This is a genomic window from Serratia sp. NA_112.1 (assembly GCF_052691715.1).
Window position 1 is genome coordinate 60,532 of the sequence record NZ_JBQZFO010000002.1, and the last position, 18,222, is coordinate 78,753.

Sequence of the window (18,222 nt, forward strand, 5' to 3'; positions counted from 1 at the left end):
TAAGGACCGTATCATTTTTAAACACGGAGAACTTAACATGGCGAGAAATACGGATAGGGATCAAACCACGCTCGATGACGATCTGAGAATGCTGAGCGACACGCTGGAAGAAGTGTTGAAGTACTCCGGCGATCGCGCCGATCAGGCCTATCTCGACATCAAGTCACATGCCGAAGAGGCATTGAGTGAGGTCAAGTCGCGACTGGCTGATACTACCGAGTCCTACTATGCGCGAGCCAAGGGCGCGGTGTGCCGCACCGACGGTTACGTGCGTGAAAACCCATGGCACAGCGTCGGTATTGGTGCGACGGTCGGTCTGGTGATGGGCTTGCTGCTGTCACGTAAATAAGCTCCCTGGAAGTTGGGCGCGGCCACTGCCGCGCCCCGATGTTTATTGACCCAGCGTCACCTCCACCTGATGGGTTTTTCCATCGTCTACCAGCGTTATCACCGCCTCCGGCTGTATTTCACCGTCGATAGCCACCTGGGCCACTCCCTGACCCTGACGGACGGTTAGTTGATACTCGCTGCCGCCTTCCCGATAATTCAGTGTCACCTGCGGCCAGTCCGCCGGCAGACGGGTGTTTACGGTCAGTCTGCTGCCATGGCGTTTCAACCCCAGCAGTGACTCGACGATCAGCCGATACATCCAGCCGGCGGAGCCGGTATACCAACTCCAGCCGCCACGGCCAACATGGGGTGCCACCGCGTAAATATCGGCGGTAACCACGTAAGGCTCGACCTTGTAGCGTTCGGCGGCGGTGCTGTCCAGGCTGTGGTTGATCGGGTTGATCAACGCCATCAACTCCCAGGCACGTTCAATATTACCCATCTCGGCAAAGGCCATCACTGCCCAAACCGCGCCGTGGGTATACTGGCCGCCGTTCTCGCGCACGCCGGGCAGATAGCCACGGATATAGCCCGGATTCGGGCCGTTGCCGTCAAACGGCGGCGTCAGCAGTTTGATCAACCCGGCCTGGTCGTCGACCAGATGTTTATCCAGCGATTGCATCGCCTGCAGGCTGCGTGGCTCATCACCGGCGCCGGACAGCACCGACCAACTTTGGGCGATGGCATCGATGCGGCACTCTGTCGATTCATGGGAACCCAGTGGTTCCCCACTGTCGAAATAACCCCGGCGGTACCACTCGCCATCCCAGGCGTGATTGCGCAGGTTTTCGCGCAAGGTGGCGGCCTGTTGACGGCACTGTGCGGCCAGCCCGGTATCGTTGCGACGCTGCGCCAGTTCGCCGTAGCGCTGCAGAATATGGAACAGGAAGAACCCCAGCCACACGCTCTCACCGCGGCCCTCCAGGCCGACCATATTCATGCCGTCGTTCCAGTCACCGGCTCCCATCAGCGGCAGGCCATGTTCACCAAAGGTCAGCCCGTGTTTCAACGCCCGCACGCCATGCTGGTACAGAGTCTCCTGTATCGCGCTTGGCGCCGGTTGTTCGTAAGAGGACTCCTCGCCCGGTGCCAGTTTGCGTGCCTCCAGATAGCCCACCAGTTCTTCCAGAATGGCTTCATCGTCAGTGGCGTCCAGGTAGTGACAAATCGCCAGCGGCAACCACAGATAGTCATCCGAACAGCGCGTGCGCACGCCATTGCCCTGCGGCGGATGCCACCAGTGCTGTACGTCGCCTTCGATAAACTGGCGTGAGGCGCACAGCAGGATCTGTTCCCGCAGGCGTTCGGGGGCGGCATGGGTCAGCGCCAGCGTATCCTGCAATTGATCGCGGAAGCCAAAGGCCCCGCCGGATTGATAGTAACCGCTGCGTGCCTGAATGCGGCACGAGAGGGTCTGGTACAGCAACCAGCCGTTGGCCAGCAGGTTGACGGCCGGCTGTGGCGTGGTTATTTGCACCTTGTTGAGAATAGCGTCCCAGTGTGCCGCGACCTGCTGCAGTTCATCCTGCAGGCTGTCTTCCCGCAGGTATTTTTGCAGCAACGTTTCGGCTTCATCGGCGTTTTGTCCAAGGCCCAGAGCGAAGACAAAGCTGCGCTGATCGCCGTCGATCAGGCTGATGGCTGACTGAACTGCACCGCAAGGATCCATGCCCGCGCCGGTCTTGCCGGACAGCCGTCGCAGCTTCAGCACCGCCGGATTGGTTAAGGTTCCGTTGCGGCCAATGAATTCACGCCGATCGCCACTGACAGAACAGTGCACACCGGTTACGCCGAAGAAAGCCGTTCGTTCCGATCCGCTGCTACCGTAGTGGTTGGTGGCCAGGATGCCGCAGCCGATATCGAGGGTAGCCGCCTGGGTGACGATGTGCATGGCCGATTTCTGCCGCAGATCGCCGAGGATAAATTCCACATAGCCGGTGGCCGACAGCTTGCGTGTGCGTCCGGAAGTATTGGTCAGCGTCAGCAGGAACAGTTTTACCGGTGCCTCTTTGGCCACCAGCACCTTGAACTGGCTGTCGATGCCATTTTCGCGGTGATCGAACACGCTATAACCGAAACCGTGACGGGTCAGATAGTGGCCGCGGCCACGGGCAGGCAGCGGTGTCGGTGACCAGAAGTGACCATTCTCTTCGTCACGTAAATAAAAGGCTTCCCCGCTGCGGTCACAGACAGGATCGTTATCCCACGGAGTCAGTCGGTATTCGTGGGCGTTTTCATACCAGGTGTATGCCTGTCCGCTTTCCGAAATTACCGAGCCGAACATCGGGTTGGCCATCACGTTTGACCAGGGGGCCGGGGTGATTTTGCTTTCGTTCATCGCAATGACGTATTCACGGCCATCTTCCGAGAAGCCGCCTAGGCCGTTATAGAACTGCAGGGCGTCGATGGCGGGCAACTGCGGCGAATGCAGGTTACGCGGCAGATTATCTACCGTTGCCAGTTTCGACGAGGCGGTGACCGGCGACAGCGGTTGTTGCAGAACCTGCGGCAGTTGCAGGCGTTGGTTGAGCTGTTCGGTTAGTCCGCCGCGCCGATCGTCGAGATAAATTCGTGCCACGCTGAGCAGCAGCCGGTGATCTTCCGGCGACATATGCTCGCTGGTGCGTACGAAGATACCGCCGGGCTTGTCGGTTTGGGTGGATTCCATGCCGGCGGCGATCAGGCCCATTATCTGGTTCTGCAGTTCCTGGCGGTAGCCGCCGACATCTTCGTTAAGGATCACCAAATCGACCTGCAGGCCTTTCAGGCGCCAGTAATTGTGTGCCTGGATCAACTGTTGAACCAGCTCGATATTTTCGCCGTCGGTGACGGTCAGCAACACAATTGGCAGATCGCCGGAGATCGAGTGTCCCCACAACCCTGACTGGCCACGACGGTTCTGGACGATCTCGTTACTGGCGGCGCGCATTTCCTGTGCCGGGAACACTACCGCGCTGGCCAGACGGTTGAACAGGTTGGCATCTTCCTCATTGGCGTTCAGTTGACGCAGTACTACCTGGCTGTGTGACCAGGCCAGTTCAAACACGCGATCCGCCAGATGACGGTCGCGGTATTTTTCCAGCATCGCCAGGCCGCTGGCGCGGTCCTCACTGACACCGTAGAAGATATCCAGTGTCAGCGGGACATTTGGCTCCAGCACCACGCGTTGGCGAATAGCGATGATAGGATCAATGACCGGCCCGGCGCTGTTGCTCAGCGGCGTGTTTTGATACAGCGCCTGTGGGTTGGCCGGGGTGCGGCCACGACCGATAAACCTGGCGCGATCGGTTTCAAACGACGTTTGGCTGGAACGTCCCTGTACCGTCATCATATGCAGTAACCACGGGCATTTTTCCTTGGGTTCACGCGGGCGGCGGTGGCATAAAATGGCGTCCTGATCCGGTAGCAGTTCGGTTTGTACAAACAGATTGCTGAACGCCGGATGAGCCAGATCGTTACCCGCCGGTGCCAGCACCACTTCGGCATAGCTGGTGATTTCGATGGTACGCGGTTGTTTACCGCGATTGAGCAACGTCATCCTACGCAGCTCGATATCATCTTCCGGTGAGACCACGATCTGTGTTTTCACCGACAGCGCCCCCTGCTGGCGCTGGAATTCGGCGCCGGCATCATTGAACACGGCGCTGTAGCCCTTGGCAGCCCCTCCTATCGGTTGCCAGGTATTACTCCATACCTCGCCAGTTTGCGGATCGCGCAGGTAGCAGAATGCCCCCCAATTATCACAGGTTGCATCTTCGCGCCAGCGGGTCAGCGCCAGGTTTTGCCAGCGGCTGTAGCTGCCGCCGGCCTGGGTCAACATCAGGTGATAATTGACGTTGGACAGTAGCTGCACTTCCGGGATCGGCGTGTCCACCCGGTTAAATTCGCGTGCGGCGAAGCTGGCCGGGGTGATGGTGCCTTCGTGCGTTTCGAAGTGGCGGCGGGCGCTGTACAGCTCAACCGCATCCGGCACCCGTTCCTGCAGTAGCAAACGTGCCGACTGGAACGCCGGATAGTCGGCAAAGCGCGAGACCATCGGCGCATCCAACAGCAGGTGCGACAGGGCCAGGAAGCTCATGCCCTGATGATGCGCCATATAAGAACGGATAATCACGTACAGCTGGCCACGGCTGAGGCGAGCGGTGGTGTAATCCAGCGCTTCGTAGAAACCGTAACGGCCTTTGGCGCCATTTTGCTCCAGCGTGACCAGGTTATTGCAGGCAGCTTCCGGGTCAACAATCAGCGCCATCACCGTAGCGTAAGGGGCGACCACCATATCGTCACCCAACCCGCGCCTCAGGCCTAGTCCTGGCACGCCAAAGGCGTGGTATTGATAGTTTTGATCGGCATCGAAGCCAAAATAGCCGGATTCGGAGATGCCCCAGGGCACGCCGCGCTCCTTGCCCCAGGCAATCTGTCGTTCCACCGCTGCCCGGCACATTTGTACCAGCAGCGAGTCAGGGTAGGCGGGCATCACCAACTGTGGCATCAGGTATTCAAACATCGACCCGCTCCACGACATCAGTGCTGCTTTATGGTCGATCAGGGTGAACAGGCGGCCAAGCGCAAACCAACTGCGTTGGGGAACCTGGTTGGTCGCTATGGCGACATAGTTGGTCAGGCGGATTTCTGAGGCCAGCAAATCGTACTTACTTTCGTCCATGCGGTTTTGATCGCAGTTAAAGCCGACGGTCAGCAAGTGGGTCGATTCGTCGTACAGGAAGTGGAAGTCCATTTGCGCCATTTTTTCCAGCCGTTGCTGCAGACTGTGCAACTGGGTCAGTCGTTCCTGTGCCAGTGCAGTCGCTGTGTCAAGCTTGCCCTGTTGATCGGCCGACAGGGCCAATGAAACCGGTGGATTAGTCAACCAGTGCAGACTGGGCACCTGCTCCAGCTCTGACTGTCCATCGCTCAGCCAGCCAAACCACTGTGCCCATTCGCTACAAAGTTCGTTGAGCTGTTGATGCAGCGCACCGGCCCAACGCCGGGTTTCCTCATCGTGATTCAGCGCCGGTTCCTGCAGTCCATTGCTGTAATTGCGCATGGCATTCAGCTCTGCCAGCAGCGCGACGGGATGGCAGTGGCGCGCCTGCTCCCAATGGTTGCGCAGTTTAGGCAGGTTTTTCGGTGCGGCGTCACCCCAGTGTTGCTCCAGCAATTGCAGGCTGTCGCCCAGCCCGGCCAGTATCCGTTGCGGGTCAATGACCGGTTTTTGGGCCAAAGCCGGCAGGCCGGCGCTGAGCGTCAGCAGATGGCCGGCCAGGTTGCCGCTGTCGACGCTGGAGATATAACGCGGAGTCAGCGGCTCCAGCGTGCGGGTGTCATACCAGTTGTATAAATGGCCGCGATAATGTTCCATGCGGTCCAGAGTATTGAGCGTCAACTCGATGCGCCGCAGCGCTTCACTGAGCGTCAGATAGCCGAAGTCATAGGCGGTGAGGTTGGCCAATAGCGACAGCCCGATATTGGTTGGTGACGTCCGGTGCGCCACCACCGGTTCTGGTACCTCCTGATAGTTATCCGGTGGCAGCCAGTTCTCCTGCTGGTTGACGAAGGTATTGAAGAAGTCCCAGGTCTGGCGGCTGGTATGACGCAGGAAGCGCCGCTGTTCGTCATTAATTGCGGTTTGACTGCGCTGCGGTTCGTGGCTGAGGTAGTACAGCAGCAAGGGAGCCAGGATCCACAGGGCGGCAAGGGGCAGCGTTATAACCAGTGCCATCGGGTTATGCAGAACGGTGAAAAACAGTAACGTCAGGCCCGTCACTGGGTTAATCCACATGGCGCGGTAGAAGTTTTGCAGCGTGACCTGTTGACGGGCTTTGGATTGATCGTAGCTGGCCCACTCTTGCAGATTGCGTTTAGTGACCAGTAGCCGCCAGAGGGTGACCATAATCGCTTTTAGGCTGTACAGCGTTTCATGCGGTAACGTCGCCAGCCGCAGCCCAACCTGTGCCAAGCGGTGCAGCGAGCCGTTCAGCGCCAGCCGCAGGTGCTGCAGAAAGGGTCTGCGCGGTGGTTTACGCACAATATCTTGCAGCAGTGCCAGCAGGGTGGGGAGCAGCAGAATAATGGCGAACACCGCCAGCCAATAGCGGGTATTCGGCAGCCAGACGAAACCGCAAAACAGCAACAGTAACAGGCTGGATGCCGTCAGGCTGCGGCGCAGGTTATCGAACAGTTTCCAGCGCGACAGGGTACTCAGTGGATTGGCGGTGCGGGTGCCGTCGGCGGTTTTCACCCGTGGCAGCAGCCAGTTGAGCAGTTGCCAGTCCCCACGGATCCAGCGGGTACGGCGTGCGACATCCACCAGATAGTTACAGGGATACTGTTCGTACAACAGGACGTCACTCAACAGGCCTGAGCGGGCGTAGCAACCTTCGAGCAGGTCGTGGCTCAGTACCAGGTTTGCCGGGCAGGTGCCCTTCATGCTGTGCGAGAACACATCCACGTCGTAGATGCCCTTGCCAATAAACGAGCCTTCGCCAAATAAATCCTGATAGATATCCGACGCCATCAGGGTATAGGGGTCATTACCCGGCGTGCTGCTGCACAGTGCGGCATAGCGACCTTGCCCATAGCTTGGGATCTCTTCGGCCATGCGCGGTTGCAGGATGGCGTAGCCTTCCACCACCCGCTGCAGACGGGCGTCATACTGCGGCTGATTGAGCGGATGCGCCATGGCGGCGATTAACTGGTGAGCGCTTTCCCGCGGCAGGACGGTATCGCTGTCCAGGGTAATGACGTATTTGACGTTTTTCAGCACCTCCAGCCCGTCGCCAATCTGGGTACAGAAGGCGTTGCCGCGGTTGCGCAGCCAGTCGTTCAGCGCGTTCAGTTTGCCGCGTTTACGCTCCAGCCCCATCCACACGTCCTGTTTTTCGTTCCATTCGCGGTTGCGGTGAAACAGGAAAAAGTGGCTTGGGCCTTCGCAGGGGTAGCGTGCGTTCAATGCCATCATCCGTTGGCTGGCATAATCGAGCAGGGCAACGTCATCGGCATGCTGCTGCTGGGGGGCATCGATAAAGTCGGTAAGCAGGGCAAAGTGCAGGTGTTTCATCGCGTTGCCCAGATAACAAACCTCAAGGGCATTGATTAACTTATCAATGCCACTTTTGCTGTCGATTAACGTCGGTATTGCCACCAGAGTACGGAATTCGGCGGGAATACCGCAGGAGAAGTCGAGCCTGGGCAACGGCTGCGGTGTGCGGCTGCGGGTTGTGACCTCGCTGAGCAGGTTGAGTACGAATTGACTGATGACGATCGCCATGGGGAAAAACAACAGCGCCAGTCCCCAACTGATGCCGGTGCTGTAAGCGTGGCGCAGCAGTTCTGCACAGCAGGCGGTAGTAATCAGGCTCAGGCTGCCGAGCCAGGAGAGCAGGGGAGCCTGACTTAACGCATGGCGCAGCCGGGTAATTCGGCCCAGACGTACGTCAAGCTGCTGCTCCAGCTCCGGGCGGCCATCGTCAATCAGGTAGTAACCGATGTGGTTGCAGCGGGGATCGCTGGACGGAATTTCTGCCGCCACGCGCACCATATTCAGTACCTGCTGGGCGACCTGCACCTCATTGTGCGGGCAGTGCCGCGCTAGCATCTCAATCACGTGGCGATAATTGTCGCGGGTGTGGAAGTGCATCAACGGGTAAACGCCGGCCGGATCCTGACGCAGGGTTTGCTCTACCTGGCTCATGGTTTCGACAAACTCGGCCCAGTCCATTTCGCTGAGCTGGCGCAGGCCGGAAATGCTGTTGCTGACCGACAATTGGCTGACGGCGAGCTGTTGGTTAAAACGGTAGATCAATTCATCCGACGTCAGACTGACCTCTGCCAGACGTTGCTCGACCCAGGTGAGCGGCAGCGCCAGCATGGTGCCGTGGCCATGCAGGCGACGAACCAGTTCCGCGACAAAGGCGCTGGTGCGTGGGGGATTGGAGCGCGCCATATCGGCAATCACCACGATCAGGTTGGCCGGATCGTTCTCCGCTGCCTCCAGCATTTTAGTCACCCAGCTGTCGGCCAGGTTACGCTCCTGTTGGGCTTGAGCCACCTCAATGCTGACGCGTCGCAGGTTTTCAATCAACGCCAGGCGTAGCATGCCGGGCAGTGCCCAAAGCTCGCCCAGCGTCAAATTGGCTTCTTTTTGATAGGCGGCGATATAGCGCGTAAGGCTTTCGGCGTCCCAGCGGCCATCTCCGTGGGCTATGGCTTCGGCGGCAATGTCATAGATGCGCGGACAGTTATGTGGCGTGCCCAGTTGGGGCAGACCACGACCGAAGGTTTTAGGCAGATGATGGCGTACAACGCGGATTTGTTCTTCGATCAGATAGTAGTTGTCCAGCAGCCATTCGCCGGCCGGCGTCATGCTGGCTTTCTTGCCGTTGCTGAGCTGATGGCAACTTTCCGCCAGAACGCGTTCGTTATCGTCCAGCCGCTTCAGCAAATAGTAGGGAGTTTTGCGTGTCGCCAGCTTGTGTGAACGTGCCAGGCGGTGGCCATAACGCTCCATTTGGTCGACAGAAAACAGCTCGGCCTTGATGGTGTCAACTGTCGGTTCCGGCTCACCTTTGGCACGCCGGACAGGCAACGAATTTACTTTGGTTGTTTTGCGTTTCTTTTTTAACCAATTGATTAATATTTCTTTCAAAAAAAGGCTCCTTACATCTGACCCAAAGGGCAGCCGGTGTAACCGCTGGGAGATCGTGAATATCCTGTTTTTTGCGCCGGGCAGATCTGGCGTGGGTTTTTAGCAGGCAGGAACATGCCTTTTCAGTATAGCCGCACAATGCTGTACCTGGCGTTTTTTGAACTAATTGTTTAGATTTAATAAACTATTTTTCGCCGGGGTGTTGATTAGTGACGCTATTTTTCCGCCGCTGTGCTTTGATTTGCCGTATAATTCCCTACATTAAGCTTGGTTATTGAGGTGGTCGTGGAACAACTTTCGCCATTGCTGAGGCGGTTACGCCGGCAGCTTGAGCAACCTTTGCCCTCTGAGGGTGGTTTCCGCCAGGTTTCACTTCCCGTTCCGGCATCGTTAGCCGCCAACTTGCTGGAATGGCTGGCGGTGCAACCGGCATTCCCACAGTTTTACTGGCATCACCGCGATGGGCATGAAGAGGTCGCCGTGTGCGGTGCGCTGCGGCGGTTTACTCGGCCACAGCAGGCGCTGACCTTTCTCAGGGCACATCAGGGCGCGCGGGTATGGGGGCTGAATGCTTTTGACGGCGCGGCATATTTATTTTTGCCGCGTCTGGAAATCCTCAGCCGCGACGGTGAGACACAATTAACGCTGAATCTGTTTTCCGAGAGTTCGTTGCGCGACGATGCGGCGTTGGCCGGCCGCTGGCTAGAACAACTGTCGATGGCCCAGCCGATCGCGCCATTAAAGGCGCAGGTGAGTCGGATACAACATCAACCGGATCGCGCCGGGTGGGAGGCCATGCTGTGTGAGGCCTTAGAGGCCATCAACGGGCGGCAGATGGAAAAAGTAGTGCTGGCGCGCAGTACCTTACTGGCTCTGGATGGCCCACTGTCGGCACCGGCGATGATGGATGCCAGCCGCCGGGTCAATCATCGCTGCTATCACTATATGCTGCGCTTTGATGCGCACAGCGCCTTCCTCGGTTCCAGTCCGGAAAGACTGTATCTGCGAAATGACCATCGTCTGCTGACCGAAGCGCTGGCGGGCACCGTCGCCAATCATCCCGACCGACAGCAAGCCCAGGCGCTGGCGCAATGGCTACTGCAGGACGGCAAGAATCAGCATGAGAATCTGCTGGTGGTGGATGATATCTGCCAGCGTCTGCAAGGTGGTGCCGATGCGGTGGATGTGTTGCCGCCCGAAGTGGTGCGCTTGCGTAAGGTGCAGCATTTGCGGCGGCGCATTGAAGGCCGGCTCAACGATAACGACGATGCCGATTGCCTGCAACGGTTGCAGCCTACGGCGGCGGTGGCCGGATTGCCGCGTCAGGCGGCGCGTGAGTTTATCCTGCAACATGAGCCTTTCCCCCGTGGCTGGTACGCCGGGTCTGCCGGCTATCTGTCCTCCTCTCGCACTGAGTTTTGTGTAGCGCTGCGCTGCGCGCAAATTGACGACCAGGAATTACGCCTGTATGCCGGAGCCGGCATTGTGGCCGGTTCTGACGCGGCGGCAGAGTGGCAGGAAATCGAAAACAAGGCCGCCGGGCTGCTGACTTTATTGCTGCCAGAACCATTGCGTTGAATTTCCCTGCATATGCTCCGGATTTATTGAGTGAATGAAGCGGCGGGTGTAAACTGCTTGTGATTTTTATGTTTATTTTTTGTTCTAAATCAATTAATTGTCTACCATAAAGTCACCGGGATATACGGCGTTTTTGCGCTGGCGCAAAAATCGTAAAGATAACTACTCATATAATGCAGAACATCACTCTCGGCGTGCCGCTGCCAGGCGGGTGCGAGAGGCGGATTCAGTTAACCGACTTGTGAGCGAATTATGTCGACAAGTGTTTTTAATCGCCGGTGGGCGGCGTTGCTGTTGGAAGCGCTGGCTCGCCATGGAGTACGGCATGTCTGTATCGCTCCGGGATCGCGTTCTACGCCGCTGACGCTGGCTGCGGCGGCTAACAAGTCTTTTATCTGCCATACCCATTTTGATGAACGCGGGCTGGGCCATTTGGCACTAGGCCTGGCGAAGGCGTCGCGCGAGCCGGTGGCGGTGATCGTCACTTCCGGCACCGCCGCCGCCAACCTTTACCCTTCTTTGATCGAAGCCGGGCTGACCGGTGAACGGCTGGTGTTTCTGACCGCCGACCGTCCGCCAGAACTGATCGACTGCGGTGCCAATCAGGCGATCCGCCAAAATGGCCTGTATGCCAGTCACCCGACGTTGAGTATTGATCTGCCGCGGCCGACGACGGATATCCCCGCCAGTTGGCTGGTATCAACCGTCGACAGCGCAATGGCGCGCCTGCAGCATGGGGCATTGCATATTAACTGTCCGTTTGCCGAACCCTTGTACGGCGGTGATGAGCAACAGTATGCCGACTGGTCGGCGACGCTCGGCGACTGGTGGCAAGGCAGCCACCCTTGGCTGCGTGAAATGGATCCACACCAGGTGCTCAAACAACCGGACTGGTTCTTCTGGCGGCAAAAGCGCGGCGTGATAGTAGCGGGGCGCATGAGCGCGCAAGAGGGCGAGCAACTGGCCCAATGGGCCGAACTGCTCGGTTGGCCGCTGATTGGCGACGTGCTGTCTCAGACCGGACAGCCGTTGCCCTGCGCCGATTTATGGCTGGCTCAGCCGCAGGCGCAAAAGCTGCTGGATGATGCGCAGTTGGTGGTGCAGTTCGGCAGCAGCCTGACCGGCAAGCGCCTACTGCAGTGGCAAGAGCAGTGCCAGCCGCAAGAGTATTGGCTAATCGATGAATTACCGGGACGGCTCGATCCGGCGCAACATCGTGGACGTCGCGTTCGTGCCAGCGTGGCTCAGTGGCTTGAACTGCACCCGGCACAGCCGCGTACCCCGTGGGCCGATGAGTTGACGACGCTGGCGGGCAACGCACTGGATGCCGTCTCCGGCCATTTGGTTAACCGTTTTGGTGAGGCGCAGTTGGCGCATCGCCTGCCGGAACTGCTGCCGGAAAACGGCCAACTGTTCCTCGGTAATAGCCTGATCGTACGGCTGATTGATGCGTTGACCCGCTTGCCGACCGGTTATCCGGTATTCAGCAACCGCGGTGCCAGCGGCATCGACGGTCTGATTTCCACTGCCGCAGGCGTACAGCGGGCGACAGCCAAACCGACATTGGCGGTGGTGGGGGATTTATCCGCACTGTATGACCTGAATGCGCTGGCGTTGCTACGCCAATGTTCAGCGCCGACGGTGCTGATTGTGGTTAATAACAACGGCGGTCAGATTTTTTCACTGTTACCAACGCCGGAAGAAGATCGGCAACGGTTCTACTGCATGCCGCAGGACGTGGAGTTCAGCCATGCGGCAGCGATGTTCAAGCTGGCTTACGCTTGCCCGGAAAATTGGGGGCAGCTGTTGCAGGCGGTGGAACAGGGCTGGCGCCACAGTGGCGCCACGTTGATTGAGCTGCAGGTGCCGCCGAGTGATGGCGCACAAACGCTGCAGCATCTGGTGCAACAGATGGCGGAGCAATGATGCTGGCAACAAAAGTATTGCAGCAGGGTGAGGCCGATCGGCCGTGGCTAATCTGGTTACACGGTTTGCTGGGTAATAATAATGAATGGCGAGTGATCGCTACTCGCTGCCCTGAATGGCCGTCGTTGGCAATTGACCTGCCCGGTCACGGTGATTCGGTTGCGGTCAGCTGTACCCACTTTGACGATATCAGTGCGCAGATCAGCGCGACATTGCAGATGCACAATATCGAGCGCTATTGGCTGGTGGGTTATTCGCTCGGCGGGCGCATTGCCATGTATCACGCCTGCTACGGTGAAAACCGGGGCCTGCAGGGAGTGATTATTGAAGGCGGCAATCCGGGGCTGGCCGACGCAGCACTGCGCGAACAGCGGCTGGCGCATGATGTGGCCTGGGCCGAGCGTTTTCGCAGTGAACCTCTCGCCGAGGTGCTGGCCGACTGGTATCAACAACCGGTGTTCGCCAATCTCAGCGTGGTACACCGCGATGCGCTGATCGACGCCCGTTCTGACAACAGCGGCGCGGCCGTGGCGGACATGCTGGAAGCCACTTCGCTGGGCAGACAGCCTTATCTTGCCCCGCAACTGCAACAACTGGCGGTGCCGCTGGTGGTGCTATGTGGCGCTGACGATCACAAATTTCAACAGCTGGCGCGCGACGCCGGGCTGCCGTTACGCATCGTGCCGCAGGCCGGGCATAACTCGCACCTGGCCAATCCGCAGGACTTCGCCGTCGAGCTGCGCAATTTTCTCGATAACCCTGGTTAAAGGAACCGAATATGCTCTATCCAAATGAAGAACAATTGTATGCCGCCATCGAATGGCAGGATTGCTCCGGTGATTTCGAGGATATCCTGTACCACAAGTCCAGCGACGGCATCGCTAAAATCACCATCAACCGTCCACAGGTACGTAACGCCTTCCGCCCGCACACGGTAAAAGAGATGATTGAAGCGCTGTCCAATGCCCGTTACGACGACGGCATTGGCACTATTATCCTCACCGGCACCGGTGACAAAGCCTTCTGCTCCGGCGGCGATCAGAAAGTCCGCGGCGACTACGGCGGCTATCAGGATGACAGCGGCGTACATCACCTGAACGTGCTCGACTTCCAGCGCCAGATCCGTACCTGTCCGAAGCCGATAGTGGCGATGGTGGCCGGCTATTCAATCGGTGGCGGCCACGTGCTGCATATGATGTGTGACCTGACCATTGCGGCGGACAACGCCATTTTCGGCCAGACCGGGCCGAAAGTCGGCTCGTTTGACGGCGGTTGGGGCGCTTCCTACATGGCGCGCATCGTCGGTCAGAAGAAGGCGCGCGAAATCTGGTTCCTGTGTCGTCAGTATGATGCCGCTGCGGCTTTGGACATGGGTCTGGTCAATATCGTGGTGCCTTTGGCCGATCTGGAGAAAGAAACCGTGCGCTGGTGCCGCGAAATGCTGCAGAACAGCCCGATGGCGCTGCGCTGCCTGAAAGCGGCCCTGAACGCTGACTGCGACGGTCAGGCCGGCCTGCAGGAATTGGCGGGTAATGCCACCATGCTGTTTTACATGACCGACGAAGGTCAGGAAGGGCGCAACGCGTTTAACGAAAAGCGCCAGCCAGACTTCAGCAAATTCAAGCGTAATCCGTAATGAATACAAGCCCCCGTAACGCGGCCCTTTACCGTTACAGCCTGCCTATGGACGCTGGTGTGGTGCTGCGTAATCAGAGGTTAAAAACTCGTGATGGCTTGCTGATCCATCTGCAGCAGGGTGAGCAAGAAGGCTGGGGCGAGATCGCGCCGCTGCCGGAGTTTAGCCAGGAAACGCTGGTGCAGGCCGAGCAGGCGGCGCTGAGCTGGCTGCAGAGTTGGCAAGGTGGGGGATTAGTGCCCGAAAGCCCGTTGCCTTCAGTGGCGTTTGGTACCAGCTGCGCATTGGCGGAGTTGGAACAGCGGCTGCCGCAGCAGGCTGATTACCGAAAAGCCCCGCTGTGCACCGGTGACCCAGATGAGCTGTTCGAGGTATTGACCGCTTTGCCGGGTGAGAAGGTCGCCAAGGTGAAGGTTGGGTTGTATGAAGCGGTGCGTGACGGCATGATAGTCAACGTGTTGTTGGAGGCTCTGCCGGATCTCAGGCTGCGGCTGGACGCCAACCGCAGTTGGACGCGCGCCAAAGCTGACGGGTTTGCCAAATATGTCAACCCGGCGCTGCGCGAGCGCATTGCTTTCCTGGAAGAACCTTGCAAAACCCGTGATGAATCGCGGGATTTCGCTCAGGCGACGGGCATTGCCATCGCCTGGGACGAAAGCGTGCGTGAAGCGGATTTTGTGGTGCAGGCGGAACCGGGCGTGGCCGCGATAGTGATTAAGCCGACGCTGGTCGGCAGCCTGACCCGTTGCCGCTCGTTGGTGGAGCAGGCTCATGCGGTGGGGTTGACGGCGGTGATCAGCTCCAGCATTGAATCCAGCCTGGGGCTGACGCAGTTGGCGCGCATTGCGCACTGGCTGACGCCGACCACCGTGCCTGGGCTCGATACGCTGAGCTTGATGCAGGCTCAATTGCTGCGGCGCTGGCCGGGTAGCAAGCTGCCGTTACTGAATCAGCAAGCGCTGGCGTGTTTATGGCGCAGTTAAATGACTGGCCGTGGCGACATTGGGCGCAGCGACGGCCACAGACGGCGGCACTGATTGTCGGCCATCAGCCGTTGAGTTGGCTGGTGTTACGGCGTCAGGTGGACAAACTGGCGGCGGATTTTCAGCACCAGGGGGTTGAGCCGGGCTGTGGCGTTGCGCTGTGCGGCAAGAACAGTTACCCACTGTTGTTGGCCTATCTGGCGCTGTTGCAGTGCGGTGCGCGGCTGCTGCCGCTGAATCCGGCGTTACCCGTTTCTCTGTTGGCGACGCTGTTGCCCGAGCTGGATATCGATTTTGCCTTCAGCCCGGATCAACTACCGGCTTTGCCGGCCAGGATCATCCGTTTAAATCCCCCGACTACCGAATCCCGCTGGCTGAATCCGCCGCTCTGGGACCCTCAGCGGTTGGCGACCCTGACCCTGACCTCCGGCTCCAGCGGCAGGCCGAAAGCGGTCGCGCACAGTTACGCCGGTCATTTGGCCAGTGCCGAAGGCGTACTGCAGTTGATGGATTTCCAGGCGCAGGATCGCTGGTTGCTGTCATTACCTTTGTTTCACGTTTCCGGACAAGGCATTGTCTGGCGTTGGCTGCTTGCCGGGGCCGCGCTGATGGTACGTGAGATGCATCCGTTGGCCGATGCTCTGGTGGGCTGTACTCATGCATCCTTGGTGCCGACCCAGCTCTGGCGCTTGCTGGCACAACCGCTGGCGGCTCTGACGCTGAAAAAAGTGCTGCTGGGGGGCGCGATGATCCCGGTAGAACTGACCAAACAGGCAGAGGCTGTGGGTATCCGCTGTTGGTGTGGCTATGGCCTGACGGAACTGGCTTCCACGGTATGTGCCAAGCGTGCCGATGCACGACCAGGCGTTGGGCTACCGCTGGCAGGTCGGGAAATTCAATTGGTGAATGAAGAGGTGTGGATCCGCGGGCGGAGTCTGGCGCTGGGATACTGGCTGCAGGGACGCTTGTCGCCGATCGTCGATGATCAGGGCTGGTTCCATACCCGCGATCGTGGCGTCATGGAGCAGGGCGAGCTGCGAATTATCGGCCGGTTGGACAACCTGTTTTTCAGCGGTGGTGAAGGTGTTCAACCAGAGGATATTGAGCGCGTATTGTCGGCCCATCCGCAGATTTCACAAGTGGTGGTGGTGCCGGTCGATGATGCCGAGTTTGGCCAACGGCCGGTGGCGGTGATCGACAGTGAGGAGCCTCTCTCGCTGGAGGAACTGCTGGCCTGGTCGCAGGAGCGGCTGGTGAATTTCCAGCGGCCAATGGCGCTGTTGGCGATGCCGAAAGAGTTGAAGGCCGGGGGTATCAAGATCTCGCGCCGTCAGGTGCAGCAATGGGCGGCGGAACAGCTTTCGGCTCAATAAAAAAGGCCGCCTTCAGGCGGCCTGAGCGTTGAAGCGGAGTTTATTTCAGACCTAACGCCTTGGCTACGCCGGCACCGTAATTCGGGTGCACTTTGGTAAACAATTCAACCTGACGACGTTGGATTTGCTCCGGTACCTGCGACAGTTCACCGGCGATGCGGGTGAACATGCGTTGGTGCTCTTCGGCACTCAGCAGGTTGAACAACGCGCGTGGCTGGCTGTAGTAATCATCGTCTTCACGGTGATTCCAGTGGTCGGCAGCGCCCTCAATGCTCAACGGGGGTTCGCTGAAGTCCGGTTGCTCTTGGAACATACCGAAGCTGTTCGGCTCGTAGGTTACTCCGTTGCCGCTGTTGCCATCCACGCGCATTGCACCGTCACGGTGATAGTTGTGGAACGGGCATTTTGGGCTGTTAACCGGGATCTGATGGTGGTTGACCCCCAGACGGTAACGGTGCGCATCCCCGTACGAGAACAGGCGCCCCTGTAGCATTTTGTCTGGCGAGAAGCTGATGCCAGGCACCACGTTGGCTGGGTTCACCGCCACCTGTTCCACTTCCGAGAAGTAGTTTTCCGGGTTGCGGTTCAGTTCGAAGAAGCCAACGTCGATCAGCGGATAGTCACCATGCGGCCATACCTTGGTCAGATCGAACGGGTTATAGGGGGTCTGAGAGGCTTCGTGTTCTGGCATGATCTGAATTTGCAGTTTCCAGCGTGGGTAGTCCCCCCGTTCGATGGCTTCGTACAGATCGCGCTGTGAGCTCTCACGGTCTTTGGCGATAATCGCTTCCGCTTCATCATCCATCAGGTTTTCAATACCCTGCTCGCTGCGGAGGTGGAACTTCACCCAGAAGCGCTCGTTGTTGGCATTGATAAAGCTGAAGGTGTGGCTGCCGAAGCCGTGCATATGGCGATAGGATTTAGGAATACCCCGGTCGCTGAAGTCGATGGTCAGCTGATGCAGGCTTTCCGGTAACAGCGAGAAGAAGTCCCATTTGTAGGTTGTGTTACGCAGGTTGGTGCGCGGATCGCGTTTGACTACGTGGTTGAGATCGGGGAATTTCAACGGATCGCGCAGATAGAATACCGGCGTATCGTTGCCCACCAGATCCCAATTGCCTTCCTCGGTATAAAACTTCATGGCGAAACCACGAATGTCCCGCTCGGCGTCGGCAGCCCCACGTTCACCGGCTACGGTGGAGAAACGGGTGAACATATCGGTTTGCTTGCCGATTTCAGAAAAGATTTTTGCGCGGGTGTACTGGGTAATATCATGGGTAACGGTGAAAGTGCCGTAGGCGCCGGAGCCCTTGGCGTGCATACGACGCTCGGGGATCACTTCACGGTCAAAGTGAGCCAGTTTTTCCAAGAACCAGACGTCCTGCAGCAGCATCGGGCCGCGTTTGCCTGCGGTGATCACGTTATTATTATCGACAACCGGGGCACCGGCGGCGGTAGTTAATCCTTTCTTGCTCATCACTTGCTCCTTAGCGTATTGCAATCGAGTGAAGACTCGGGCGAATTAAGTGTTCATCATCATAATCTAGCAGGGCGTTGTCACCTTGACTTGGGTCAATGCCATTACTAGTTGTAGACCTATTGGACGCCTGCGGCAAATAGGTCTGAGTTATCGCTGTCATTACCTCAGGGAATGGGGTTTTTGCTTTCAGAAATTTACATTTCTTTGATTAA

The 18,222-nt window shown here is 58.4% G+C and carries 9 protein-coding genes; 7 read left to right on the top strand and 2 right to left on the bottom strand.

The window, feature by feature from the left end:
- Positions 1-37: 37 nt before the first annotated feature.
- Positions 38-349 carry a stress response protein ElaB gene (gene elaB / locus ACUTQ5_RS04675; protein WP_445650289.1) on the top strand — a complete coding sequence of 104 codons (312 nt, stop codon included), beginning with the start codon at positions 38-40 and terminating at the stop codon, positions 347-349.
- 42 nt (positions 350-391) lie between these two features.
- On the opposite strand, the gene ACUTQ5_RS04680 is transcribed toward elaB, so the two are convergent.
- Positions 392-9,034, bottom strand: a complete 8,643-nt coding sequence (locus tag ACUTQ5_RS04680) for a GH36-type glycosyl hydrolase domain-containing protein (protein ID WP_445650290.1) — start codon at positions 9,032-9,034, stop codon at positions 392-394.
- A gap of 285 nt (positions 9,035-9,319) precedes the next feature.
- Between ACUTQ5_RS04680 and menF the strand changes: the two genes are divergently transcribed.
- The 6 genes from menF (at position 9,320) to menE (ending at position 16,530) form a co-directional block, all read left to right on the top strand.
- The gene (gene menF / locus ACUTQ5_RS04685) at positions 9,320-10,612 is read left to right on the top strand and encodes an isochorismate synthase MenF (RefSeq protein ID WP_445650291.1); all 1,293 of its coding nucleotides are present in this window, start codon (positions 9,320-9,322) and stop codon (positions 10,610-10,612) included.
- A 252-nt stretch (positions 10,613-10,864) separates the two neighbouring features.
- Positions 10,865-12,538, top strand: coding sequence for a 2-succinyl-5-enolpyruvyl-6-hydroxy-3-cyclohexene-1-carboxylic-acid synthase (gene menD / locus ACUTQ5_RS04690; RefSeq protein ID WP_445650292.1), 1,674 nt, complete (start codon positions 10,865-10,867; stop codon positions 12,536-12,538).
- On the top strand, positions 12,535-13,305 hold the full coding sequence (gene menH, locus ACUTQ5_RS04695) for a 2-succinyl-6-hydroxy-2,4-cyclohexadiene-1-carboxylate synthase (protein ID WP_445650293.1): 771 nt from the start codon (positions 12,535-12,537) through the stop codon (positions 13,303-13,305). Before menD ends, menH begins: the two co-directional genes overlap by 4 nt.
- A gap of 11 nt (positions 13,306-13,316) precedes the next feature.
- Entirely contained in the window at positions 13,317-14,174 is an 858-nt protein-coding gene (menB, locus tag ACUTQ5_RS04700) for a 1,4-dihydroxy-2-naphthoyl-CoA synthase (protein ID WP_445650294.1), read from the top strand.
- A complete protein-coding gene (menC, locus tag ACUTQ5_RS04705; protein ID WP_445650295.1) occupies positions 14,174-15,157 on the top strand; it encodes an o-succinylbenzoate synthase in 984 nt (327 codons plus the stop codon). The genes menB and menC overlap by 1 nt, the downstream gene beginning before the upstream one ends.
- Positions 15,145-16,530: an o-succinylbenzoate--CoA ligase gene (gene menE, locus ACUTQ5_RS04710; protein ID WP_445650296.1), complete on the top strand. Its 1,386-nt coding sequence runs from the start codon at positions 15,145-15,147 to the stop codon at positions 16,528-16,530. Before menC ends, menE begins: the two co-directional genes overlap by 13 nt.
- 40 nt (positions 16,531-16,570) lie before the next feature.
- On the opposite strand, the gene katA is transcribed toward menE, so the two are convergent.
- Entirely contained in the window at positions 16,571-18,007 is a 1,437-nt protein-coding gene (katA, locus tag ACUTQ5_RS04715) for a catalase KatA (RefSeq protein WP_445650297.1), read from the bottom strand.
- Between the last annotated feature and the right edge of the window lie 215 nt (positions 18,008-18,222).